The 24,028-nt window shown below is 36.1% G+C and carries 22 protein-coding genes; 7 read left to right on the top strand and 15 right to left on the bottom strand.

The window, feature by feature from the left end:
* Window positions 1-249 precede the first annotated feature (249 nt).
* On the bottom strand, window positions 250-1,260 hold the full coding sequence (locus tag BLV64_RS13205; protein WP_092136345.1) for a PorP/SprF family type IX secretion system membrane protein: 1,011 nt from the start codon (window positions 1,258-1,260) through the stop codon (window positions 250-252).
* A gap of 263 nt (window positions 1,261-1,523) precedes the next feature.
* Here BLV64_RS13205 and BLV64_RS13200 point away from each other — a divergent pair, with 263 nt between their 5' ends.
* A complete protein-coding gene (locus BLV64_RS13200) occupies window positions 1,524-2,426 on the top strand; it encodes a NifU family protein (protein ID WP_092136343.1) in 903 nt (300 codons plus the stop codon).
* 107 nt (window positions 2,427-2,533) lie between these two features.
* Window positions 2,534-2,734: a dodecin family protein gene (locus BLV64_RS13195; protein ID WP_092136341.1), complete on the top strand. Its 201-nt coding sequence runs from the start codon at window positions 2,534-2,536 to the stop codon at window positions 2,732-2,734.
* Window positions 2,735-2,857: 123 nt separating this feature from the next.
* Here the strand turns inward: BLV64_RS13195 and BLV64_RS13190 are convergent, their stop codons facing one another.
* Complete coding sequence (locus tag BLV64_RS13190) at window positions 2,858-3,835, bottom strand: polyprenyl synthetase family protein (RefSeq protein WP_092136339.1); 978 nt, start codon at window positions 3,833-3,835, stop codon at window positions 2,858-2,860.
* A 180-nt stretch (window positions 3,836-4,015) separates the two neighbouring features.
* Here BLV64_RS13190 and BLV64_RS13185 point away from each other — a divergent pair, with 180 nt between their 5' ends.
* Both BLV64_RS13185 and BLV64_RS13180 read left to right on the top strand, forming a co-directional pair.
* On the top strand, window positions 4,016-5,155 hold the full coding sequence (locus tag BLV64_RS13185) for a T9SS-dependent choice-of-anchor J family protein (protein WP_092136337.1): 1,140 nt from the start codon (window positions 4,016-4,018) through the stop codon (window positions 5,153-5,155).
* Between the two features lie 157 nt (window positions 5,156-5,312).
* Entirely contained in the window at window positions 5,313-6,530 is a 1,218-nt protein-coding gene (locus tag BLV64_RS13180; protein ID WP_092136335.1) for a T9SS type A sorting domain-containing protein, read from the top strand.
* Between the two features lie 66 nt (window positions 6,531-6,596).
* Here BLV64_RS13180 and rlmN read toward each other — a convergent pair whose 3' ends face one another.
* From rlmN to BLV64_RS13130, 10 genes are all read right to left on the bottom strand, one after another.
* A complete protein-coding gene (gene rlmN, locus BLV64_RS13175; protein WP_092136333.1) occupies window positions 6,597-7,637 on the bottom strand; it encodes a dual-specificity RNA methyltransferase RlmN in 1,041 nt (346 codons plus the stop codon).
* A gap of 127 nt (window positions 7,638-7,764) precedes the next feature.
* A complete protein-coding gene (gene queA / locus BLV64_RS13170; RefSeq protein WP_092136331.1) occupies window positions 7,765-8,814 on the bottom strand; it encodes a tRNA preQ1(34) S-adenosylmethionine ribosyltransferase-isomerase QueA in 1,050 nt (349 codons plus the stop codon).
* A gap of 71 nt (window positions 8,815-8,885) precedes the next feature.
* Window positions 8,886-10,118 (bottom strand): 3-phosphoshikimate 1-carboxyvinyltransferase, encoded by a 1,233-nt coding sequence (locus BLV64_RS13165; RefSeq protein ID WP_092136329.1) that lies wholly within the window; start codon window positions 10,116-10,118, stop codon window positions 8,886-8,888.
* A gap of 48 nt (window positions 10,119-10,166) precedes the next feature.
* On the bottom strand, window positions 10,167-10,493 hold the full coding sequence (locus tag BLV64_RS13160) for a nucleotide pyrophosphohydrolase (RefSeq protein ID WP_092136327.1): 327 nt from the start codon (window positions 10,491-10,493) through the stop codon (window positions 10,167-10,169).
* A 125-nt stretch (window positions 10,494-10,618) separates the two neighbouring features.
* On the bottom strand, window positions 10,619-11,071 hold the full coding sequence (gene dtd, locus BLV64_RS13155) for a D-aminoacyl-tRNA deacylase (RefSeq protein ID WP_092136325.1): 453 nt from the start codon (window positions 11,069-11,071) through the stop codon (window positions 10,619-10,621).
* Window positions 11,072-11,105: 34 nt separating this feature from the next.
* Window positions 11,106-12,056, bottom strand: coding sequence for a ribosome small subunit-dependent GTPase A (gene rsgA / locus BLV64_RS13150; protein WP_092136323.1), 951 nt, complete (start codon window positions 12,054-12,056; stop codon window positions 11,106-11,108).
* Window positions 12,057-12,115: 59 nt separating this feature from the next.
* Window positions 12,116-13,198: a bifunctional 3-deoxy-7-phosphoheptulonate synthase/chorismate mutase type II gene (locus tag BLV64_RS13145; RefSeq protein ID WP_092136321.1), complete on the bottom strand. Its 1,083-nt coding sequence runs from the start codon at window positions 13,196-13,198 to the stop codon at window positions 12,116-12,118.
* Between the two features lie 24 nt (window positions 13,199-13,222).
* Complete coding sequence (locus BLV64_RS13140; protein ID WP_394332350.1) at window positions 13,223-14,077, bottom strand: prephenate dehydrogenase; 855 nt, start codon at window positions 14,075-14,077, stop codon at window positions 13,223-13,225.
* A complete protein-coding gene (locus BLV64_RS13135) occupies window positions 14,074-15,216 on the bottom strand; it encodes a pyridoxal phosphate-dependent aminotransferase (protein WP_092136319.1) in 1,143 nt (380 codons plus the stop codon). Before BLV64_RS13135 ends, BLV64_RS13140 begins: the two co-directional genes overlap by 4 nt.
* Window positions 15,216-16,040 carry a prephenate dehydratase gene (locus tag BLV64_RS13130; RefSeq protein ID WP_092136317.1) on the bottom strand — a complete coding sequence of 275 codons (825 nt, stop codon included), beginning with the start codon at window positions 16,038-16,040 and terminating at the stop codon, window positions 15,216-15,218. The genes BLV64_RS13135 and BLV64_RS13130 overlap by 1 nt, the downstream gene beginning before the upstream one ends.
* A gap of 448 nt (window positions 16,041-16,488) precedes the next feature.
* Here BLV64_RS13130 and gldA point away from each other — a divergent pair, with 448 nt between their 5' ends.
* Window positions 16,489-17,382 (top strand): gliding motility-associated ABC transporter ATP-binding subunit GldA, encoded by an 894-nt coding sequence (gene gldA, locus BLV64_RS13125; protein ID WP_092136392.1) that lies wholly within the window; start codon window positions 16,489-16,491, stop codon window positions 17,380-17,382.
* Between the two features lie 17 nt (window positions 17,383-17,399).
* Here gldA and BLV64_RS13120 read toward each other — a convergent pair whose 3' ends face one another.
* From BLV64_RS13120 to BLV64_RS13110, 3 genes are all read right to left on the bottom strand, one after another.
* On the bottom strand, window positions 17,400-18,143 hold the full coding sequence (locus tag BLV64_RS13120; RefSeq protein WP_092136315.1) for a head GIN domain-containing protein: 744 nt from the start codon (window positions 18,141-18,143) through the stop codon (window positions 17,400-17,402).
* Window positions 18,144-18,148: 5 nt separating this feature from the next.
* Window positions 18,149-19,243 carry an acyloxyacyl hydrolase gene (locus BLV64_RS13115; RefSeq protein WP_092136313.1) on the bottom strand — a complete coding sequence of 365 codons (1,095 nt, stop codon included), beginning with the start codon at window positions 19,241-19,243 and terminating at the stop codon, window positions 18,149-18,151.
* A 152-nt stretch (window positions 19,244-19,395) separates the two neighbouring features.
* Entirely contained in the window at window positions 19,396-21,975 is a 2,580-nt protein-coding gene (locus tag BLV64_RS13110; protein ID WP_092136311.1) for a phosphoenolpyruvate carboxylase, read from the bottom strand.
* 330 nt (window positions 21,976-22,305) lie between these two features.
* Here BLV64_RS13110 and metK point away from each other — a divergent pair, with 330 nt between their 5' ends.
* Window positions 22,306-23,595, top strand: coding sequence for a methionine adenosyltransferase (metK, locus tag BLV64_RS13105; RefSeq protein WP_092136309.1), 1,290 nt, complete (start codon window positions 22,306-22,308; stop codon window positions 23,593-23,595).
* Window positions 23,596-23,717: 122 nt separating this feature from the next.
* A partial coding sequence (locus BLV64_RS13100) for an ISAon1 family transposase N-terminal region protein (protein WP_092136307.1) occupies window positions 23,718-24,028 on the top strand: 311 nt, incomplete at its 3' end.

Here is a 24,028-nt window from a genome sequence, read left to right as displayed (position 1 = left end):
TTTTAAGTTTAAAATAAAATGACGAAACTTGAAAATCATGAATGGCAGAACAAAATGAGAGGCTTCACGCAATATAGCGCTACTTATACTCAATTAATACAGGCTGTTACTCAATACTGTTTTTTATTTCAACATAAAAAGCCGCTTATAAAAAACACGCTTTTAAGCACACTTAGACCTGAGCAAACAAAAGGGCATAAAAAACCCCGATAACGAGTTATCGGGGTTTTTACTATACTATTATAATTGTTAGTTAATTGCTGGACAGTTACAACTGTAACGTTCTCTCTTACAACCAAAGTTATATCCTAATGTTATTTGGTGAAAACCACCATTGTTAAACACTACTGAATTCGCTTGGTAACTATAAGTGTATGCAAATACAAAGTTGTTTAAATCCACACCTAAAAGTGGTGTTATATATTGTAATTTCTGACTGTTCACTCCAGAACCATCAACAAATTCCGCACCGTCTAAACTTCTACGGTAAGATAATCCTCCCCAAAGTTTACCAAATTCCATTTGCTTATAAGCCTTTAAGTTAACATCTATAGAAGCCTCTTCAGTCGCATCTCTATACATAAACATCGCTGAAGGTTCAAAGCTCCATTCGCTATTGTACTTAGAGAATGTATTTCCGACAGAAAATAAATACGTTCTTAAATTATCGTAGCTAATACCTTGCTCGTTAAAGTTAACGCCTTCATTCTTTAAAAGGTTCTTTACGGTAGCATGCGCATAAAACTCGTATAAGTGATAAGAGAATCCAAAATCAACATTAAAGTTTGTCGCCGATTGCTCAATTCCTCCAATAATTGGATCTGGACCATCAAATAAAAATGAAGTCTCGTCTAATTTATATTGCACTGCACCAGCACTCAATCCAAACGATAACATATTTAAATCTACTTCACTTCTTGAGAATAATATATGGTGAGCATAGGTAAAATAAGCTCCTGTTTGCGAATGAAAACCGTTTTTATCAGAATATACAATACCTCCTATTCCCGATTGCGTATCACCTATACGTCCGTTAACACTAGCTGTTAAAAGTTTAGGCGCATTATCATCACCAAACCACTGTTGTCTACCTGTTATTCTAATCTTAGAACAGTTTGCTACACCGGCCATAGAGGGGTGAATTAAATAATAGTTATCTGTTAAATAATCAGAATAAATTGGAAGCCCTTCTTGGGCATTAGCAAATTGCGAGCAAAAAAACACAGAAACAGCTAATATTAGTAACTTTTGTAATCTCATAATCTTTCTTTAAAGGAGATAGCGATCTAACTATTTATTATCATCCTATCCTTAATAATAAACTCCGAATTGTTAAATAAATTATAAACGTAGTCAAATATATGAATTTACTTCTTATTTTTTGAATTCGTTTGTTAAAGGTTTCAATTTAAAATGATTTAGTCCAAATACCTAAATCTTCGACGAATTGAAAACACTTTAAAAACCAAATATATGGATATCTATGCTTTTCTTTTAGTATTTTTGCAAAAAAATATATTCAAATGAATTCTTTTAAAGTATCCATTCAAAAAACATCAAATAATTCAATTGTTAAATTTGAATTAAATAAATTTATAACTCAGCACCAAAGTTTTGAATTTAATAACATAGACGAAGCCCAATCATCGCCTTTAGCACAACAGTTATTCTATTTACCATTTGTAAAAAAAGTATATATCACTAGTAATTTTATTGCAGTCGAGCGTTTTAACATTGTAGAATGGGACGCTGTTGAACAGGAAGTTGCCACACAAATAGAGGACTATTTAAACAATGGTGGTATTGCTGTTGAAGAAGATGCTAAGCCAAAAAAAGTTCCTGTTACGGTGTATGCTGAAAGCACACCAAACCCATCCGTAATAAAATTTGTTGCTAACAAAAAATTAGTAACGGCGACTTACGAGTTTACTTCAATAGACACGGCTAAGTTTTCTCCTCTAGCTACAGAGTTATTTCATTTACCTTTTGTAAAAAGTGTGTTTATAGACGAGAACTACGTATCTATAACAAAATACGATGTGGCAGAATGGAATGATATTACTAGCGAACTTAGAGAGTTTATTAGAAGTTATATTGAAAATGGCAAAGACATTATTTCGCCAAACGCTCCTGAAGTTTTAGAAAAAACTACAGAAAAAATTGATGCTCATTTTGAAACTTTAGACGATACCTCTAAAGAAATCATTAATATTTTAGAAGAATATGTAAAACCAGCCGTTGCTAGCGATGGTGGAAATATTCAATTTGAATCTTATGATCCCAATACGAAAGTCGTTAAAGTGATCTTGCAAGGTGCTTGTAGCGGATGCCCTTCTTCTACTTTCACTCTTAAAAGCGGTATTGAAAATATGCTAAAAGAGATGCTAAAAGGTAAAGTAAATACTGTTGAAGCTATAAACGGCTAAGCTCATCTAAAATCAAGATTTACTACCTTGAACTATTAACTGATTCACTACACTTTACGTTTAATTTTTGTACCTTAATAGACTATTAATTAAAAAATAAAACTATTATGGCAGTATTAAAAGTAATTGAAGTGTTAGCTAACTCAGAAAAAAGCTGGGAAGATGCAACTAAAAAAGCAGTTAAGCACGCAGGAAAAAGTCTGAAAAATATTCGTTCAGTTTATGTTCAAGAACAAAGTGCGCGAGTTAATGACAATGAAGTGGTTGACTTTAGAGTGAACGTAAAAATCACTTTTGAGGTCGATTAAATAAAAACCTGTTTATTATATTAAAAAGCCCGAAGCATTAGCTTCAGGCTTTTTAATTCTCAAAATTATTGAACTGCTAACTACATTAAAAATCTATTATGAGGATTACAAGCAAGAGTCCTTTTATTTTTTTCTTTCGATAACGTAATTCACCATAGTTTGCAGCGCTTCTTTAAATTCTGAATCTGGATAGTGATCCAAAATCTCTAAAGCTTCCGTCTGAAACGTTTTCATTCTACTTACAGCATAATCTAAACCGCCATTTTCTTTCACAAAATCTATAACTTCGTTGACACGTTTTTTATCTTTATTATGATTTTTTATGGAGTTGATTAACCATTTTTTCTCTTTTTTAGTACAGGTATTAAGAACATAAATTAAAGGCAAAGTCATTTTTTGTTCCTTAATATCAATACCTACTGGTTTACCAATTGCCGTAGAACCGTAATCGAACAAATCATCTTTTATCTGAAATGCCATTCCAATAAGCTCTCCAAATTTTCGCATAGTTTCTACATCTGAAGATTCTGGTTTCACAGAAGCAGCTCCTAAACTACAGCAGGCGGCGATTAAGGTTGCTGTTTTTTGACGAATAATTTCGTAATAAATGGCTTCGGTGATGTCTAATTTTCTTGCTTTTTCAATTTGAAGCAACTCGCCTTCACTCATTTCTCTTACGGCGACAGATATAATTTTAAGCAAATCGAAATCATTATTATCTATAGACAATAACAAACCTTTAGATAACAAGAAATCGCCAATAAGTACGGCAATTTTGTTTTTCCAAAGCGCGTTTACCGAGAAAAAACCACGGCGGTAATTACTCTCGTCTACTACATCATCATGCACTAGAGTTGCTGTGTGAATAAGTTCTATTACCGAAGCACCGCGATAGGTACGGTCTTTAACCTCTCCTTTAGATACCATTTTCGCAACCAAAAACACGAACATTGGCCGCATTTGTTTCCCTTTGCGGTTTACAATATAATGCGTGATTCTATTTAATAAAGCCACTTTAGAAGACATCGCTAATCGAAATTTCTTTTCGAAAAGGTCCATTTCGAAGGCTATGGGCTGCTTTATTTTTTCGGTGATTTTCAACAGTTTAAAAGGTGTATTTATGAATAATTCAAAATTACAAAATAAAAGCTGAAGCCAAAGCACTAGATTTCATAAAATAACACAACTATTCCGTCTGAAAAATATTACATTATATTAATTCCGAATTATCCCTTCAAAAATTTTATGTATATTAGCTAATTAATTCAAAAAAATAAAATTATGCAAAAAATTACTTTATTATTACTTACTCTTTTCTTAAGCGCGACTGCTAGCGCACAATTATCTGAAGACTTTGAAGGCACGGCCTTCCCTCCAGCTGGATGGACCTCTTTTATTGGCACTAACGGGTTAGGGACAGTAGAAAACTGGAAAGGAGAAGCTTTTGATACTGGAACGGCAGTTTGCGTCTGGGAGGCTTTAGGTGGTGGGCAAAGATCTGAAGACTGGCTTGTTACTCCACAATTTACCGTTTTAGCAACAGCACCCTTATTGTTTTTTGACAGTATTGATAGTGGTAGTACGGAATATGGATCAATTTACACGGTAAGAGTTTCGACTGCAACACAAACCACTCATGCCGATTTTACTATTGTAGACACACAAACTGAGGCGCAAATCGCGCATTCTCAAACAACAATGGCTGGTTCTACAAGAAGCATCGATTTATCTGCTTATGTAGGTCAAAGTATTTATGTTGCTTTTGTTTTAGAGCAAAATGATGGCGATTTATTCCGCTTAGATAATGTATTAATGAGTTCTAACGTTAGTGCTCCTAATCCAGTTATGACACCGACTCCATCTGATGGAGCTGTTGACGTTTTTGTCGACCCTGCTGATGGAACAGACCCCGACACAGATCCTGATATGTTAGTTGCTTTTGACTGGACTCCAGCTGCGACAGGAGATATTGCGACTTCTTATGATGTTTATTTAGGTGATGCAGCGAATAACCTTAACCTATTAGGAAACACTCCTAATGACCAAGTTAATATAACAGGTATGGAGTACTCTACCCTATATTACTGGCAAATTATTGCTAAAAACGCAGGTGGAGAAGCTGTAGGTTCGGCTATATGGAGCTTTACAACGGAAGCAGATCCTACTTTATCAGTTAGCGATTTTACCCAAGATTCATTTAGTCATTTCTATAATAAAAACACAAAAGAATTATCTTTAGATTCTGCTAACGTTGCTTTCTCTTCTATTGAAGTGTATTCTATTTTAGGACAAAAAGTAATAAATAGAAAATTAACTAACAAAACAGAATCTATTAGTATGAAAAGCTTAACTGATGGTGTTTATTTAGTTAAAGTTTATATTGGTAACACTTCTAAAACAATTAAAGTTTTAAAGCAGTAGTATAAAATCTATAGACTACTAATAAAAGTAAGGCCTGCACATTTCTATGTGCAGGCCTTTTTAGTCAATTGCAAAAAAAATACTATTCAACATATTAAGCGTAAATTGTATTGATTTTTTTACTATATTAACTTATTAATCTAAAAATCAGAAAATTATGAAAAAAATTACTTTATTATTTCTTTCTGCATTTGCTTATAGCTTTATGAGTTATGCACAAAACGACTGCGCTTCTGCACAAGCTATTACTGCAGGAATAACAACTGTTGCTACAATAGATGGGACAGCACCAACATTAGTATGTGATAATGAACCCGTTTCGACTGCTGGCGAGTGGTTTTCTTACACCTCTACTTTAGACGGTGTGGTAACCGTAAGCACAGACCTTGCTGCCAACACTGGAGGAGACACAAATATTAACGTGTATTCTGGACCATGTGGTACATTAGTTTGTGAAGGCGCCAATGATGATGTGGATCTTAATGGTGGAAATTACTTATCTGAAGTAACATTTCAAGTAACAAATGGAACTACTTACTATATTGTATTTGACGACAGATGGGATGCTGCAGGGTTTGATTTTGAAATTACAGAAACTGCTGTTGCTTGTAATTATGCAGATCCTTTTGCTGAAACTTTTGATGATAATAATTCTTTTTTAGTATGCTATGAGAAAGAAGACGTTGATGGTGATGGAATTTCTTGGATCTCTCAACAGGATTTAGATTTAGATGGAGATGGTACGCCCGAAACATTTGCAACCAACGGAAATTCTGCAACTGGTACTAAAAACGATTGGTTAGTCAGTCCAGCCTTTACTTTAGACGCAGGAACTCCTTACGAAGTTGTTAGCCGTTTTAATACAACAGGAGGCTCTGGAAGCTTAGAAGCGTTTATTATAGACGGCCCAAGCTCTACAGCCACCCAGGTAGCAACTTTGTTCTCTAATGCTAACATCCCAGATGTTATAGCGTTTGCTGATTTGGAAACTCAAGCTTACGAAGAGATTCATCAATTTACACCTAGTTCTACTGGTGACTACCACATTGCTTACCGTAGTTTTGGAGCTGGAGCAACTGGATTCATTTTACTATTTGATTCTAATATCACCTCTACTTTGAGTACTGATAAATTTACATCAAATGGATTCTCTTATTTTTACAATAAAAACACAGACGTTTTAAAATTGAATTCTGCAATTGATGCTGGATTTACAAGCATTCAAATTAACAATATTTTAGGACAAGAAACATTAAATCAACCACTATCTAAGAAAACAGAATATATTGACATGTCTGGTTTCCAAGACGGGGTGTATTTAGTAAAAGTGTTTATCGACGGAAAAGCAAAAGTTTTAAAGATAATTAAGAATTAATCCTTTTAACCGAGCACAAAAAAAAGCGACCACAAGGTCGCTTTTTTATTTTATATCCAAGGTTAACTAGCTCTTATTAGCTAATTGTCCGCAGGCTGCATCAATATCTTTTCCTCGACTTCGTCGTACGTTTACAACAATTCTATTTTTTTCTAAATGGTAGATATAATTATCCAATGCTTGATTATCGGCTTGCTGAAACTGCCCATCATCAATAGGGTTATACTCTATAATATTCACTTTACACGGCACATACTTACAGAATTGAACTAAAGCATCAATATCTTTCTGACTGTCGTTTATACCTTTCCAAACAACATATTCGTATGTAATCTTACGTTCTGTTTTAGCATACCAATATTCTAAAGCCTCTCGTAAATCTTTTAATGGAAAATGCTCATTAAAAGGCATGATTTCTGTTCTCACCTCATCGATTGCCGAGTGTAAGGAAACTGCTAAGTTAAATTTCACTTCGTCATCAGCCATTTTCTTAATCATCTTAGGCACTCCAGAAGTGGACACCACAATACGCTTAGGCGACATCCCTAAGCCTTCCGGTGATGTAATCTTGTCGATAGCCTTAATAACATTGTTATAGTTCATTAAAGGCTCTCCCATTCCCATAAAGACGATATTACTTAGGGGCCTGTCAAAATACAATCTGCTTTCGTTATCGATAGCCACAACTTGATCGTAAATTTCATCAGGATTAAGGTTACGCATACGTTTTAAACGCGAAGTAGCGCAAAACTTACAATCTAAACTACATCCTACCTGACTAGAAACACAAGCTGTGGTTCTATTTGCTGTAGGAATTAAAACCGACTCCACGATTAAACCATCGTGTAATCGTACTGCATTTTTAACCGTACCATCACTACTGCGTTGCATGGTATCGACTTTAATGTGATTAATCACAAAGTTATCAGCCAACATCTCACGAGCTTCTAAAGATAAATTGGTCATATCCTCAAAGCTATGAGCTCCTTTGCTCCATAACCATTCATAAACCTGATTACCCCTAAAGGCTTTATCTCCTTCTTTTTCGAAGAATGCACGAAGCTGTTCCTTTGTTAATGCCCGTATGTCTTTTTTTTGTTCTGCCATAAGTATTGCAAAAATAGTGAATCGTTTAACGATAAACGATTTTTGATTATTTTTTATGATTTTGTTAGGCATAAAAAAAGCCTCAACTAATATAAATTGAGGCCTTTAATACTGTATATCGTAGTTATTAGATGATTAACATGGCATCACCATAACTGTAGAATTTATATTTTTCTTTAACAGCTTCCTCATAAGCCTTTTTAATAAAATCATGACCTGCAAAAGCAGAAGCCATCATTAACAAGGTTGATTTTGGCGTGTGAAAATTAGTGATCATACAATTCGCAATACTAAAATCGTAAGGAGGGAAGATAAATTTATTTGTCCATCCATTAATTTCATTTAGTGTACCACTTGAAGACACCGAACTTTCTACAGCACGCATTGCCGTAGTACCTACTGCACAAATACGCTTTCTTTCTTTTAACGCTCTGTTAATTCTCTCTACAGTTTGAGGGCCAATAAAAACCTCTTCACTATCCATTTTATGTTTCGATAAATCCTCTACTTCCACAGGATTAAATGTTCCTAATCCTACGTGTAATGTTACCTCTGCAAAGTCTACGCCTTTAATTTCTAATCGTTTTAATAAATGCTTAGAAAAGTGTAATCCTGCAGTTGGTGCTGCTACTGCTCCTTCTGTTTTAGCAAAAATAGTTTGGTAACGCTCTTCATCTTCTGGCTCGACCTCTCTTTTTATGTATTTAGGAAGTGGTGTTTCTCCTAATTCATGTAATTTTTTTCTAAACTCTTCGTAAGACCCATCGTATAAGAAACGTAAGGTTCTTCCTCTAGAAGTCGTATTATCAATAACCTCAGCGACTAAACTTTCGTCTTCACCAAAGTATAATTTATTCCCAATTCTTATTTTTCGCGCCGGATCTACCAAAACATCCCAAAGGCGTTGTTCTTCGTTTAATTCTCTTAATAAAAACACCTCTATTCTAGCTCCCGTTTTCTCTTTATTACCAAATAAACGTGCTGGAAAAACTTTAGTATCATTAAGAATCATAACATCTTCTTCATCAAAATAATCGATGATATCCTTAAACATTTTATGTTCTATGGTTTGCTCTTTTCGGTTTAAAACCATTAAACGCGATTCGTCTCTGTTTTCAGAAGGGTACTCCGCTAATAATTCTTCAGGTAATTCGAAGCCAAAATGTGATAATTTCATTTAGTTTAATTTATGTTATGCTTACAAATATACAATCTCAAGATAGGGGTTGTCAAGTAAATGACTGATTATTATTTATTAAAATGAAAACCGATACGTTTTAGGTCGTCCCAAAACTCAGGATATGATTTTGAAACTACCGATGCGTCTTCAATTCGGATTGGAATTTTTAAAGCCAAGGGCGCAAAAGCCATAGCCATTCTATGATCGTTGTACGTTGCTATGGAAATATCCGGATTACATTTTTCATTTTTAGCCAAATGCAAACTACTCTCCGTCACATTAATTTTACCTCCTAATTTTTCAATTTCTGTTTTAAGAGCTTCTAAACGGTCGGTTTCTTTAATTTTCAGGGTATGAAGTCCCGTTAAATCACATGATAAACCTAAACCTAAAGCGGTTACCGTTATCGTTTGAGCAATATCTGGAGCGTTTGCCAAATTAAAAGCTATACCAGTATCTTTTTCTACCTCTTCTGTTTTGGTTAGTATTAATGAGTGGTCTCTAAATTTAGAAGACACACCAAATTCTTTATATAATTCCGCCAATACAGAGTCGCCTTGCAAGCTCGTTTTTTTATAAGATTTTAGGGTGATACTTGTTCCCACCGAGCTTAACGCCACACAACTGTAAAAATAGGAAGCCGAAGACCAATCGGATTCTACGACTATGGTTTGTTGCTCTACCCCATCAGGTTTTGGAAATACCGTAATCACCTGGTTTTGAAACGTAGTTTCCACTCCAATTTGCTCTAAAAGATCAAGAGTCATTTTTATATAAGGCACCGAGGTCATTGTACCTTGTAAGGTTAATTCCAATCCGTTTTTTAATTGGGGTGCGATAAGTAATAATGCCGAAATATACTGGCTACTCACATTGGCTTGAAGACTAACTTTATGTTTTACTAAGCTTTTACCTTTAATAACCAAAGGCGGAAACCCGTTGTGGTTTTGATATGAAATGTCTGCTCCCAATACGTCTAAAGCATTCACCAAAATCTCTATAGGTCGCTCGGTCATCCGTTGCGACCCTGTTAAAGTTACTGTTTTACCCGCTTTCATGGCAAAATAAGCCGTAAGAAATCGCATCGCCGTACCTGCATGATGGATATCTACAACCAACGTATTTGAAGACAAGGCTTGAGTCATCACTTTCGAATCGTCGGAATTTGAAGCGTTTTCTATGCGCAATGCGGGGTATAAAGCCTGCAGCAATAACAAACGATTGGTTTCGCTTTTAGAACCCGTTATCTCTAGTGTTACCGACTCCTTATACAATTCCGATTTTTGAAGATGAATATCCATAGCTTACATAAAGGCTAAACACCCCTATTACAAATTAAAAGGGGGGCTCTATTTTAATTTCTCGTTATTGTGATGGCGATCGTGATCGCGTTTTGTTTTAAGATCTAGTTTTTTATCGAAAGCCTCTTGTAAATTGACTCCTGTTTGATTTGCTAAGCATAAGACCACAAACATCACATCGGCAAGTTCTTCGCCAAGATCTTTATTTTTATCACTTTCTTTTTCACTTTGTTCACCGTAGCGTCGTGCTATAATTCTAGCCACCTCCCCGACTTCTTCGGTAAGTTGAGCCATATTGGTTAACTCATTAAAATAACGAACACCGTGGGTTTTAATCCAACTATCGACTTCTAATTGTGCGTTTTTAATATCCATATTTTTCTATTTTGTTTTAGCCCTGATGGAGGCTTTGTTGGAGCTCTTGCTATAGTGCTAACTATAGGGAAGCGACTGCCGAGAGCAGGATTAAGCTCCTAATTACTATTATAAATTGTAAACCGTTAGTCTTTATTTTTGGTATCTATGAGGATGGTTACTGGGCCGTCGTTAACCAAGCCCACTTTCATATCGGCACCAAACTCACCGGTTTGAATAGGCTTGCTTATCACCCGCTCCATTTCTTTGACAAAACTTTCGTACAAGGGAATAGCTATTTCTGGACGTGCGGCTTTAATATAACTTGGCCGGTTTCCTTTTTTGGTACTGGCGTGCAGTGTAAATTGACTCACCACTATCACATCGCCATTGGTTGCTAGTAGGGAGTTATTCATCACTCCGTTTTCATCGTCAAATATGCGAAGATTTGCAATTTTATTTGCGAGCCACTCGATATCCGACGCCTCATCACTAGCCTCAATTCCCAACAGTATTAAAAGCCCTGTTTTAATAGCTGCCACTTCTTTGTTAGCGATGGTAACTTGGGCTTGAGACACCCTTTGAATAACTGCTCTCATTTACGTTTACTCTTTTTACTACGCGTATTTTACCCTATTCTTTTTCCCAAATATCGGTTCGATAATGTTGCTCGTCTCCCTCAATCATTTGCACATAACTCGCATAGCGAGATGCCGCAATTTCATCGCGATCTAAAGCATCTTTTACTGCGCATTTAGGTTCTTCGATATGCAGGCAATTATTAAATTTACAGTCTTGTTTTAAGGCGAAGAACTCGGGGAAATAATCTCCTATTTCTTCTTTTTCCATATCTACAATTCCGAATCCTTTAATTCCCGGGGTATCTATAATTTTAGCCCCAAAACTCAAGTCGAACATTTCGGCAAAGGTCGTGGTATGCTGGCCTTGGCTATGTTGAGAGGAAATGGCTTTTGTTTTTAAATCCAAGTCGGGTTCTATTGCATTTACAAGTGTCGATTTACCAACACCAGAATGCCCGGTAAACATACTCACCTTATCTTTCATCAAGCCCTTTACCTGGTCGATATTTTTTCCGGTAACCGCTGAAATACCAATGCACTCATAGCCTATTTTCCTGTAGATATGCGCGAGGTATTTTACTTCCATAAAAGTATCTTCGTCGTAAGTATCTACCTTATTAAACAATATAACTACTTTAACAGAATACGCTTCTGCGGTCACCAAAAACCGATCTATAAAACTGGTAAATGTTGGCGGATTATCGATAGTGACTAATAAAAACACTTGATCGATATTGGAAGCTATAATATGAGTTTGCTTAGATAAGTTTACCGATTTACGCACGATATAATTGTGACGGTCGTGAATGGTGGTTATTACCCCTGTTTCCTTATCACTTTTAGTATCGAGCTCAAAATCTACATAATCGCCAACAGCAATGGGATTAGTACTTTTTATGCCTTGTAACCGAAACTTTCCTTTTATTCGGCATTCGTAAGTCACACCGAGTTCGTTCTTTACGGTGTACCAACTTCCTGTAGATTTATATACGAGTCCTGTCATTATTACAAAGATGAAAATTATTGTGCTGTTTCACAACAAAAGCATGTAGTTAAAACGGTTTAATCTTTAATCACTTTTTCCTGATGGTTAATAGACTCTTGATGAATGGCTTTAAAGAGCTTTAAAATAAATTCTTCGCTCAGCCCTTTTTCTTCACCTTGAAGCACCATTTTTCCTAAAATCTCGTTCCAGCGTTTACTTTGTAATACAGCCACATTTTTCGTTTTTTTAAGTCCGCCAATGCTATCAGCTATTTGCATACGCTTAGCTAGTAAGTCAATAATTTGTTGATCGACCACATCAATTTTTGCACGGAGCGTACTTAAATCCTGATTAAATTTTGCTTCCGGATCACTTTCTTTTCTAATTTTTAGATCCACCATCATTTGCACCAGGGCCTGTGGTGTTATTTGTTGTGCAGCATCACTCCATGCATTGTCGGGATCAAAATGTGTTTCGACCATGAGTCCGTCAAAATTTAAATCTAAAGCGGTTTGCGACACATCAAAAACCATATCGCGTTTTCCTGTAATATGAGATGGATCGTTTATTAATGGTAGATCGGGGAATTTATTTTGAAAATCAATCGCTAATTGCCATTCTGGAATGTTTCTATATTTTGATTTCTCGTAGGTTGAAAACCCGCGGTGAATTGCGCCTAGGTTTTTTATTCCGGCGTTATACAAACGTTCTATACCACCTAACCACAGTGCCAAATCGGGATTTACCGGATTCTTAACGAGTACAATTTTATCTGTTCCTTCTAAGGCATCGGCAAGCTCTTGCATAATAAACGGGCTCACCGTAGAGCGCGCACCAATCCACAACAAATCCACATCATGCTCTATAGCTAATTTTACGTGTGCGGCATTAGCGACTTCAGTACAGGTTTTCATTCCTGTTTCGGCTTTTACTTTTTGTAACCATTTTAAACCCAAAGCCCCAACACCTTCAAACATACCTGGGCGTGTTCGCGGTTTCCATATCCCAGCTCTAAAATAACTAACATCGGTATCTTTAAGTTGGTGAGCAATTTTTAATACCTGCTCTTCGGTTTCTGCACTGCAAGGTCCTGCGATAACTAAGGGATGATTTAACCCTAAATCATTCAACCAGTTTCTCATTTCTTTTGTGTTCTTCATATTCTTTTCTTTTCTGTGACAGCGCTATTGTATGCCGTTTAAAATCTGTTTAATATAATTAGTCTCATCCATTTCTTTATAAACACCTTCAAAATCATCCGACTCTAAAAGGGTTTTAAAATGTGTCAAATTACTTATATACTCTTGTAATGTTTCAATAACATTGTCTTTATTCTGTTTAAAAATAGGGGTCCACATCGCCGGTGAACTTTTTGCTAATCTAACGGTGCTTTCAAAACCACTGCCTGCCATGTCGAAAATATCACGCTCATTTTTTTCTTTTTCGATAACTGTTTTCCCTAACATAAAGGCACTAATATGTGACAAATGCGACATATAAGCTATATGTTTATCATGCGATTCGGGATGCATATAACGCATACGCATTCCTAAAGATGCGAATAAATTTAAGGCTTTCTCCTGAAGCTTAAAGGCTGTTTTTTCAATTTCGCATACAATATTAGTTTTTTGTTGAAACAAATTCGCTACGGCAGCTTTGGGACCTGAAAATTCTGTTCCAGCAATAGGATGCATAGCCAGAAAGTTTCTGCGTTTAGCATGAGCATTAGCCACCTTACAAATTTCTGATTTCGTTGAGCCTACATCAACAACCAACCCGAAATCAGAAACGCGATCCAATAACATGGGCAACAACTTAACGGCAGCATCTACCGGTGTTGAAAGAATAATTAAATCGGCTTTATCTATAGCTTCAACCGTTGTTTTTTCGTCTATAATCCCCAACTCCAAGGCCTCGTTTAGATGCTGAGCACTCGTATCAATACCATGAATAGTGATATCAGGTCGTGACTTCTTTATGTCTTTGGCTAAACTCCCTCCTATTAGCCCTATTCCAATTATATAAACCGTTTGTATCATAATCGTTGTATTGCTGTTTGTATGTCTTTTAGCGGTGCACACAGAGATAGTCTCAAGTAACCACGACCTTGACTTCCAAAAATTAACCCAGGAGCTACAAAAATATGATACTCTCTTAGTAAGCGATCAACCACTAGCTCCGAATCCTCGCCTTCCGGTAATTTTGCCCAAACAAAAAGTCCCGAAGCGTTTTTATTATAGGTACAGTTTAAACGCTCTGCCAATTCCCATATAGCGGTTCTTCGCCTTTTATACTCTGCATTTAATGTCGTAAGCCAATCGTCTGATACGTCTAAGGCTTTAATTGCTCCTTTTTGAATACCATAAAACATACCAGAATCCATATTACTTTTTACATTTAACACCGCTTTAATATGACTATCTAAACCGATCACCATACCTACACGCCACCCTGCTAAATTAAAAGTCTTACTTAGTGAATTTAACTCTAAACACACCGCCTTTGCTCCCTCTACAGCTAACAAACTGAGTGGCTCGTTATTTAATATTAGACTATAGGGATTGTCATTAACCAATAAAATATCATGTCTTTTAGCAAAAGCTACCAAGGCTTCTAATTGCTCGGCTGATGCTTTTGCTCCAGTAGGCATATTAGGGTAATTTACCCACATTAATTTCACCTTAGTTAAATCTTGCTGCTCCAAAGTGTCTAAATCTGGAAACCAATTATTTTTAGCTTTTAGCTCATATAATACAGGAACGGCTTCTACTAATTTAGTAACACTAAGATAGGTGGGGTACCCCGGATTTGGAATCAGCACCTCATCACCTGGATTTAAAAAAGCCATAGAAATATGCAAAATACCTTCTTTACTTCCCATTAACGGCAGGACTTCGGTATCAGAGTTAACCAACACATTAAAGTGTTTCTTGTAAAAATTAGCCATCCCTAAACGTAATTCTGGTAAGCCTTGATAGCTTTGATAGCTATTTGCCGATGCCTCAGTCATACTATTTACTAAGGCTGAAACCACTCCTTTTGGCGGATCTAAATCGGGACTTCCAATACCCAAATTTATAATGGGGCTACCTTGTGCTTTTAGCGCACGTACCTCTTTTAATTTGGTCGAAAAGTAGTATTCTTCTACTGCATGTAACCTCGTTGCTACTTCCATTATTATTTCGCGTTTTTATATACACCAATCACTTTTAAGTGCGTGGTCATTAAGTCTAATATCTGTTTTGCTTTTTCAAAGCTTTTGTATTCATCAAAAGTAACATCGACAAAAAAAGCATACTTCCAAGGGGTTTCAATTATTGGTAAGGATTGGATTTTTGTAACGTTAATTTTACAATCGCTCAATACATTTAAAACCGCTGCTAAACTACCTCGTTTATGTTCCAATTCGAATTTAATAGAGGCCTTATCTAACGTTTGCGTAGTGCCCTGTCCTAAAAGTCGCTGAACAAAAACAAAGCGTGTTTCGTTATGTTTTATAGTTTGAATACTTGCATTTAAAATTTGTAAACCAAAAAGCTCAGCTGCCAAAGCACTTGCTATAGCGGCTATGCCATGACTTTGATTGGACTGAATTTCTTTAGCCACTTCAGCCGTGTCTTTAGCCTCTACCAATTTAATATGCGGGTACCCCTTAAAAAAAGCTGCACACTGCAATAAAGCCATCGGGTGAGAATGCACTTCTTTAATAGCGTATATATCCTGATTTGGTAATGCCATAAGGTGATGCTGAACATCTAAATAATACTCCCCCACTACCTGAAGATTATTAGAATCTATTAAAGCATAATTTGGTATAATAGATCCCGCAATAGAGTTTTCAATAGCCATAATCGCCATATCGGCTTGTTTATTTAATACTACCGCAACCGTATCTTGAAAAGAGCGACACTCCACAACGTCGACTGCAGTTTCAAAATACTGCTGTGAAACAATATGATGAAACGATCCTTTTATTCCCTGTATAGCAACTGTTTTAGGCATTGTAATTAAATTTTTAGTTCGGTTTTGAGCAAAAAAAAGTCCCGATAAAGATCGAGACTAGTGTATAAATATATGAGGTATCAAAATTACATATAGCAGGTCTCGCTCTTTAAGTTAATAAAGAAATAATACCAGCTAAAATATGTGTTCTGAGTTGCTTTCATTTTAAAATTGCGCTATTACCTAGCGGCTAATTATAGTTCAAATGTATATAAATAATTTCTACTGACCTAATAACACCACTATACTTATTTTTTAAAAACCACACAACAATCTCATTTACAACATCTTAAAGCAAAATAAAAATCACAATTAGTATAGCACTACCTCTTTTTATTAACAAAAAGTACTTTTATCCGCAAGGGTAAACAGGTGAAGATTTAAAGATTTAATGGGAATCGACTAATTAAAACTTTTAATGTTTATTTTTGAAGCAAAGAATTTAAGTATGTCTATAAAAGTTGAAAATATCTCAAAAATTTACGGCAATCAAAAAGCCTTAAACAATGTTTCTTTTACTGTAAACAAACCTGAAATTGTTGGGTTTTTAGGACCAAATGGCGCTGGTAAATCGACGATGATGAAAATTCTCACCACTTTTATCAGCCCTACTAAAGGGGAGGCGGAGGTTAACGGACATTCGGTAGCCTTACAACCAAAAAAGGTACAGCAGAGTGTTGGGTATTTACCAGAACACAACCCCTTGTATTTAGAACAATATGTTAGGGAGTATTTAGCCTTTAACGCTTCTATTTACAACGTCTCAAAAGCGCGACGTGAAGAAGTGATTACTTTAACGGGCTTAAGCCCAGAAGCTCACAAAAAAATAAGCGCACTATCTAAAGGGTACAGACAACGGGTGGGACTAGCGAATGCCCTATTACACAACCCTGATGTTTTAATTTTAGACGAACCCACTACAGGATTAGACCCTAACCAACTGGTAGATGTAAGACAACTTATACGCCAAATAGGTAAGGAAAAAACCGTCTTTTTATCGACTCATATTATGCAAGAGGTTGAAGCGATGTGCGACCGTGTAATAATTATTAACAAAGGGGAAATCGTCGCCGATAAAAAACTTAAAGACTTACGAGACGAGCAAGAGCAGGTGGTGATTGTAGAATTTGATTATCGTGTTGAAACGGCTTTCCTACAACGACTACCTCATGTAAAAACAGTGGTAAACACTTTCGATTTTGTTTATGAAATCACTTTTTCAACTCTCGAAGATATGCGTTCTCACGTCTTTGATTTTGCTCATGATAATGAACTTAAAATCCTTCAATTAAATCAGAAAAATGCTAGTTTAGAGACTTTATTTAGAGAGCTGACTAGCTAGACGTTAAAAAACAGCTATTACTCAAAAATAACGCGTCCAGTATACTGCTCGTTAATATCTTGAACGGGCGGTGTATTTACCGCAATCACATTACCCGTACTCACGAGGTTAGCTTTAAGGGATTCCTGCGGATTCACCGTAATATCATTAGTACCGCGATGATAAATAGTAACATGATCAGCTAAAAGATGACGACCTTCAAATCGCGCATCTCCTGAAGCGTAGAAAACATTTAAATGTGTTGTTGCCCCACTTATATACGAACTCGATAAACCGTTCATTATAAAAAATAACTGAGAGGCATTCACTTCCAATTCAAAAACACCACTGGTATAAAAATCTTCTCTATAATTTTCCGAGACCAGTTTTAAAGTCTCATAATTCAATGCCCCTTCACTACGAACGGGCAGCCCTGTACTACTTCGAATTTCGGTAAGATTTGGTGCCGTCACAATTATTTTTGTAATACCATAATCGCGAGATAAATTGCAAGCATTATTGTTCCTCAATACCAATCTTCCGTTATCCACTACCACATCAATATCACTCATTAAATACTCCCCAGTTTGCACTGTTACCGTATAAAGAGGCGCTTCTTTCACAATCATTTCAATACGTTCATGAACGGTAATAGCTAAAAAGTCCTCTACAGCAAACGACTTTTCTATAATATCTCCAGAATTCTGAAAACAATCTGGTACAGACTCGCCGTTACAACTCATTAAAACCAATACTACGAATATAGCTGCTAATTTTCTCATGCTTCTTATAGTCTTATCCCAATTCCAAATTCTACACCTTCAGCCTTTGCTCCATGTGCTTTTAGGGTTATCGCACCAAATACCTTATCACCAAAATAACGTTTTAAACCAATTCGGTTATAGATACGACCTTCAAAATCGTACGGATAATACACGTAATACCCCAACTGTGTTATCAGTGATATTTTATTTATAAATAGCTCATGCCCAACAAAAACCCCGACACGTTTATAATCCTCATCACCAGACACATTATCCTCAGGGAATGCGATAGAATAATAGGTAATTAATTCTTTTAGAAAGGTAGAGAAAAACACATCGGTTCCTGCTTGAAAAGCCGATTTACGATTTATACGTTTATCGGCATACGCCGAAACAATATAGAAAGGGTATTGCCCCATATGATTAACATCACTCTCATTCACACCTGCTCTAAAAGCAAAATTATATCGGATTTTTTCGGTAAATGTTTTCTCCTCAGATGAAGGGATATACTCCGGCTGATTATTATAACCAAACATGTAATTAGCTCCTACGGTAAACACAAAACTGTTTGTAGAATTATTGGGAGCTTTAAAATTAGCGTTCGAATAATGAATCACAGAAATCCCAGCTTGCAGTCCGATGCCCTTAAAAATATTTGGCTTATCGTAATTGAGCATAAAGTAGGTAGAACTCAGTAAATCGGATCCATACGCGCTATTTCTATAATTAGTTTCTTTATCGTAGGGATTAGTAGCATACGCCAAACCTTGGGCGATTCTGAATTTTAAATGTCGTTTCAAGAAATAAAAATTAAAGTGAGCATACAATCCGTAAGCCTCCCCTAAATGCTCGTTTTTTAGATCCTGATAGGTAAAAGATACTCCGTAATCGGGATAATTATAACGACTTTCCCAGGCTTTTTGCCCAAAAGTTTTTTGATTATACCCTATAATAAGTCCGGTAGGGTGTCCTGTAATTAAATGAGCAATATCCGGGTTGTGTTCTAAAATAGTTCCATAGAAGGCATTCACATCAATAGTAAAAGGATTTTTATCCTCTTGAGAAATCCCATAAAAACAATTTAATATAAAAACAACAACAAAAAAAGACCTCATCTCATGGTTTAATTAAGCTGCAAAAGTAAAGCAATTATTAAAAAGAGTAAGAACCCTATCAGTATAATATTATACAAAAAAGAAGAAAGGGGTTTCAGAATACTGAGCCCTGCTTTTATTAGTCTCAGATTTAACCTTATCGTGTTTTAATCTCAGGCCGAATTTCTACTGGCATTAATATTTCCGAAAAGGGAACGCATCACTATTTTTTGAAATATATCGATTTGCTTCTCATCTCTCACTTCTGCTTTTTCTAATTCTTGAATCTTTTTTAACGCATACTGCTGAATCGTTAATAACGGTAGCACAATCGATTCCCTAATACTTATAGACGCTTTTCCTACAGGTTCTTCTTGCATCAATTCGGTATAGCCTGTAAGTTTTAGGATTAGAGCCTTTGTAATTCTATATTCCTCATATATAATTTCCCAAAACGCTCCGTAATCAGGATCTTCAGACATATATTTTGTAAGGTCAAAAAATGATTTTGACAAGGACATCATACTGTTTTCAATGAGTGTTCTAAAGAAATTTGATGTTTGATAAAGTTGTTTTACGCTCTCAAACTCCCCGGCATCATCATAATATTTCAAGGCCGTTCCAACACCAAAAAAGCCTGGCACATTTTGTTTTAACTGACTCCAAGAGCCCACAAAAGGAATCGCTCTTAAGTCCTCAAAAACCAGACCTTCACTCTTTCCTCGTTTTGACGGACGACTGCCAATATTAGTTTTAGCATAATACTTTAAAGTACTCATATGCTCTAAGTACGGGATAAATTTAGGGTGGCTTTTAAAATCTACATAGGCCTTATAACTCCGTTTTGACAAGTTATCCATAACGGCAATATTCTCGGCTGTCATACTTAGATCTGTATCGCTTAACCGGTTGCGCACTCCAGAACTTATTAATTGCTCCAAATTGTATTGAGACGAATCTAAAGTTCCGAAATTAGAACTTATGGTTTGTCCTTGAATAGTAAGTTGCACTTCTTTATCTTCAATTTTAGGCCCTAACGACGCATAGAAATTATGAGTTTTACCACCACCACGCGCTGGCGGACCGCCACGGCCATCAAAAAATAACACGGTTATATTATGAGCTCTAGATATAGCGGTTAAGCGTTCTTTAGCTTTATAAATCGCCCAGTTTGCCATTAAATACCCCCCATCTTTTGTACCGTCACTAAAACCTAACATTATGGTTTGCTTATTACCGCGCTGTTTCAAATGCGCGCGGTATTCGGGATTAGTGTAGAGTTCTTCCATAACCTTATGGGCATTCTCTAAATCGGTTATGGTTTCGAATAGCGGACCGATATCTACCGTGAGCTGGTCTTGAAAGGCCACTAATTTTAACATAGCAAAGACCTGCATCACATTTAAAGTCGTTTGATTATTACTAATAATGTAACGATTGCAGGCCCGTTCACCATTATTATCCTGAATGGTTTTAATAACTTCTATAGTTCGCAATGTTTTAGAGGTATCGTCATCTGTTATAAGAGACAGATCTATCTTCCCACTTACCTTGGCTAATAATTGTACTTGTTCTTTTTCGGATAGTGATAAATAATTATGAGGAAAAATAGAACTCCCACTTTGTATTAAAACGGACACCATTTCAGTAAAGACTTTATCATGAGCACGGCTATCTTGTCTAATATCTAAGCTTGCAAAATGAAAACCGAAGAGATGAATTTTATTTAAGAGGCTCTCGATATCATCGACATACAAACTTTGATGTGTATCTTCTACAATCTGCTTAATGTGTTTTAATCCTGAAACTAAGCCAGCGACTGTGAACTCCGAAGGTTCATTTAACACAAGAGTATACAATTCGGTTTCCAAGCGCTGAACATGCTCTTCAACACCATCGAAGGTCAGTTTTCGTTTTAAATCTCTAATGTCTTTATAATAATTTTTTAGTATAGTCTCTTTAAGTCTGTTAGCAACTTTTAAGGTGATTTCGGGTGTAACAAACGGATTACCATCACGATCTCCCCCTGGCCAAAACCCAATATTTATAATATCGTTATTAATGTGTTTTCCATCAAATATATTTTGCTGAATATAATCGTAAATCGAACCAAAAGAATAGTAAAACACGTTTTCCAAATACCAAATTAAGCTTACTGCCTCATCGTAGGGCGACGGTTTTTCATGTTTAAAAAACGGTGTCTTCCCTAACTGCGCCAGCAATTCCTGAATGCGTAAGAGGTTGTTTTCTTTTATCGCACGCGTTAAATCGGTAATAATCCCTAGAACAGCACCCGGATAAAACTGTGTGGGGTGAGCCGTAAGCACAATACGCACCTTAAAATCTTCTAAATAATCCTGTAACTCATCCATCTTTTTTTCTGCAGCGGCTGTTTCTTTTAAACTTCGAAGCGTACCAAGACCATCCATATTATTCACCACAGAAAACGCGGCATCTTCAATAGCATCAAACAGCACGACTTGGCGTTCTATATACTGAATAAATCGAAAAAGAAGATTCACCTGACTGGACGTATTGCGTTTACTTTGATAATTCGCAAAAAAAGACTCTACAATCGCCGTAGGATTATCACCCTTTTCAAAACCTTTTTTACAGGTATCATAAAATAAGGGGAGTAAAACACCTGTTTTTGTAACCGCATCGAAGGGTAAGGTCATAAATATGCTATTATAAATTTGATATTTAGAAAGTACATTTTGATTAAATCGCGTGAATTTAGGCTGAACAGGCATAGTTAGTGGTTTAAAAGGTCTATTTAAAGTTAGTGAATATGCCCATTAAAACACATTATAATTCTACTATTGTTAAATAAAAATGGGAATACGCTTTGCGAGCATCAAAAACACATGGAGCTATAAAATACTGAGGGCTAAACGCTTTTAAAGTGTTAACGACTTTTTAACGTCTAGTTTGGACTACAATTATTAAAATTTTGTATTTTTGGTGCTTCAAATTAAACGAGGAAGGATTTGACTGATTGCAACCTCATTAAAAAATGCTAAAGGCAGTGTATACTTCCTTAGACGTTTTCGTCAAATCTTCTGACAAAAAATAATAGAAAAATGGCATATTTATTTACTTCGGAAAGTGTTTCTGAAGGACACCCAGACAAAGTAGCTGATCAAATTAGTGATGCATTAATCGATAATTTCCTTGCTTTCGACAAAGAATCTAAGGTCGCTTGTGAAACATTAGTCACTACAGGGCAGGTTGTTTTGGCAGGTGAAGTAAAATCGAACACCTATTTAGACGTTCAGAAAATTGCAAGAGACACCATTAACAAAATAGGCTACACTAAAGGCGCTTATATGTTTGACGGCAGTTCTTGCGGTGTACTTTCTGCAATTCATGAGCAGAGTGAAGATATTAATCGCGGTGTAGACAAGGAAAACAAAGAAGAGCAAGGTGCAGGAGATCAAGGTATGATGTTTGGTTATGCCACTCGAGAGACAGAAAACTATATGCCATTGGCTTTAGATTTATCTCATAAAATCTTAATTGAACTAGCAGCATTGCGTCGAGAAGAGAAAGACATTACGTATTTAAGACCAGATTCTAAGAGCCAGGTAACCATAGAATATAGCGATGACAATGTACCTCAGCGTATTGATGCGATTGTTATTTCTACGCAACATGACGATTTTATAAAACCGGCATCTAAATCTAGAGAGGATATTGCAAAGGCTGATGAGGCGATGCTAGCTAAAATTAGAAAGGACCTTGTAGAGATATTAATCCCTCGTGTAATTGCCAAACTACCTGAGGATTTAAAAGCTCTATTTAACGACACTATTACCTACCACATAAATCCGACAGGAAAATTCGTTATTGGTGGACCACATGGTGATACCGGACTAACAGGTCGTAAGATTATTGTAGATACCTACGGCGGAAAAGGCGCTCATGGTGGTGGTGCTTTTTCTGGAAAAGACCCTAGTAAAGTAGATCGAAGCGCAGCATATGCGACGAGACATATTGCTAAAAACTTAGTTGCAGCAGGTGTTTGTGATGAAGTTTTAGTTCAAGTTTCTTATGCTATTGGTGTTGTAGAGCCTGTAAGTATTTATATTGACACATACGGTACCTGCCCATTTAATATGACTGATGGAGAAATTGCCGAAAAAGTAAAAACTATTTTTGACATGAGACCAGCAGCTATCGAAAAGCGCTTAAAGCTTCGCAACCCTATTTATAGTGAGACTGCTGCTTATGGCCATATGGGACGAAAAAATGAAACGGTAACAAAAACGTTCGAAGATATTTACGGTCATGAAAAAAGCTTAGAAGTTGAGTTATTTACATGGGAAAAACTAGATCATGTTGATCAAATAAAAACGGCATTCGGTTTATAATAAACGTTTCCGTACACATACAAAAAAACCTCCAACGCTACTGTTGGAGGTTTTTTTGGATCAATCTCAAAAGTTGTGTGTGAATTGAAATAAGATTACGATTTTTGTAAAAAAAAATAGCCGTGGAGAATTATTTAGAATTACTAAAACTTATTCTCCCTGAATTTTTAATTAATCATTTCGATTTAATAAAAAACACAAAAAATGGTGAAGTAATGCACCTTTATTTTGAAGAGCGCAATGTGATTCCTAAAGAGGAGAAATCCAAAATGCTTGTTGCTCATGGTTTTCACAAAGAAGTCACTATTCAAGATTTTCCACTTCGAGGTAATACAGTCTATCTTCACGTAAAACGTCGCAGATGGTTAGATAAAAATACGAATCAGGTTGTACAACGCGATTGGAATTTAGTAGCACAGGGAACACGGATGAC

Source organism: Bizionia paragorgiae, assembly GCF_900107625.1.
Classification (GTDB): domain Bacteria; phylum Bacteroidota; class Bacteroidia; order Flavobacteriales; family Flavobacteriaceae; genus Bizionia; species Bizionia paragorgiae.
This window is presented reverse-complemented; position numbering and strand designations above follow the sequence as displayed.

Excerpts from the sequence above, each read along its gene's own strand:
- BLV64_RS13205 (WP_092136345.1), bottom strand. The coding sequence starts at position 1,260 with ATGAGATTACAAAAGTTACTAATATTAGCTGTTTCTGTGTTTTTTTGC.
- BLV64_RS13200 (WP_092136343.1), top strand. The coding sequence starts at position 1,524 with ATGAATTCTTTTAAAGTATCCATTCAAAAAACATCAAATAATTCAATT.
- BLV64_RS13195 (WP_092136341.1), top strand. The coding sequence starts at position 2,534 with ATGGCAGTATTAAAAGTAATTGAAGTGTTAGCTAACTCAGAAAAAAGC.
- BLV64_RS13185 (WP_092136337.1), top strand. The coding sequence starts at position 4,016 with ATGCAAAAAATTACTTTATTATTACTTACTCTTTTCTTAAGCGCGACT.
- BLV64_RS13180 (WP_092136335.1), top strand. The coding sequence starts at position 5,313 with ATGAAAAAAATTACTTTATTATTTCTTTCTGCATTTGCTTATAGCTTT.
- rlmN (WP_092136333.1), bottom strand. The coding sequence starts at position 7,637 with ATGGCAGAACAAAAAAAAGACATACGGGCATTAACAAAGGAACAGCTT.
- queA (WP_092136331.1), bottom strand. The coding sequence starts at position 8,814 with ATGAAATTATCACATTTTGGCTTCGAATTACCTGAAGAATTATTAGCG.
- BLV64_RS13165 (WP_092136329.1), bottom strand. The coding sequence starts at position 10,118 with ATGGATATTCATCTTCAAAAATCGGAATTGTATAAGGAGTCGGTAACA.
- BLV64_RS13160 (WP_092136327.1), bottom strand. The coding sequence starts at position 10,493 with ATGGATATTAAAAACGCACAATTAGAAGTCGATAGTTGGATTAAAACC.
- dtd (WP_092136325.1), bottom strand. The coding sequence starts at position 11,071 with ATGAGAGCAGTTATTCAAAGGGTGTCTCAAGCCCAAGTTACCATCGCT.
- rsgA (WP_092136323.1), bottom strand. The coding sequence starts at position 12,056 with ATGACAGGACTCGTATATAAATCTACAGGAAGTTGGTACACCGTAAAG.
- BLV64_RS13145 (WP_092136321.1), bottom strand. The coding sequence starts at position 13,198 with ATGAAGAACACAAAAGAAATGAGAAACTGGTTGAATGATTTAGGGTTA.
- BLV64_RS13140 (WP_394332350.1), bottom strand. The coding sequence starts at position 14,077 with ATGATACAAACGGTTTATATAATTGGAATAGGGCTAATAGGAGGGAGT.
- BLV64_RS13130 (WP_092136317.1), bottom strand. The coding sequence starts at position 16,040 with ATGCCTAAAACAGTTGCTATACAGGGAATAAAAGGATCGTTTCATCAT.
- gldA (WP_092136392.1), top strand. The coding sequence starts at position 16,489 with ATGTCTATAAAAGTTGAAAATATCTCAAAAATTTACGGCAATCAAAAA.
- BLV64_RS13120 (WP_092136315.1), bottom strand. The coding sequence starts at position 18,143 with ATGAGAAAATTAGCAGCTATATTCGTAGTATTGGTTTTAATGAGTTGT.
- BLV64_RS13115 (WP_092136313.1), bottom strand. The coding sequence starts at position 19,243 with ATGAGGTCTTTTTTTGTTGTTGTTTTTATATTAAATTGTTTTTATGGG.
- BLV64_RS13110 (WP_092136311.1), bottom strand. The coding sequence starts at position 21,975 with ATGCCTGTTCAGCCTAAATTCACGCGATTTAATCAAAATGTACTTTCT.
- metK (WP_092136309.1), top strand. The coding sequence starts at position 22,306 with ATGGCATATTTATTTACTTCGGAAAGTGTTTCTGAAGGACACCCAGAC.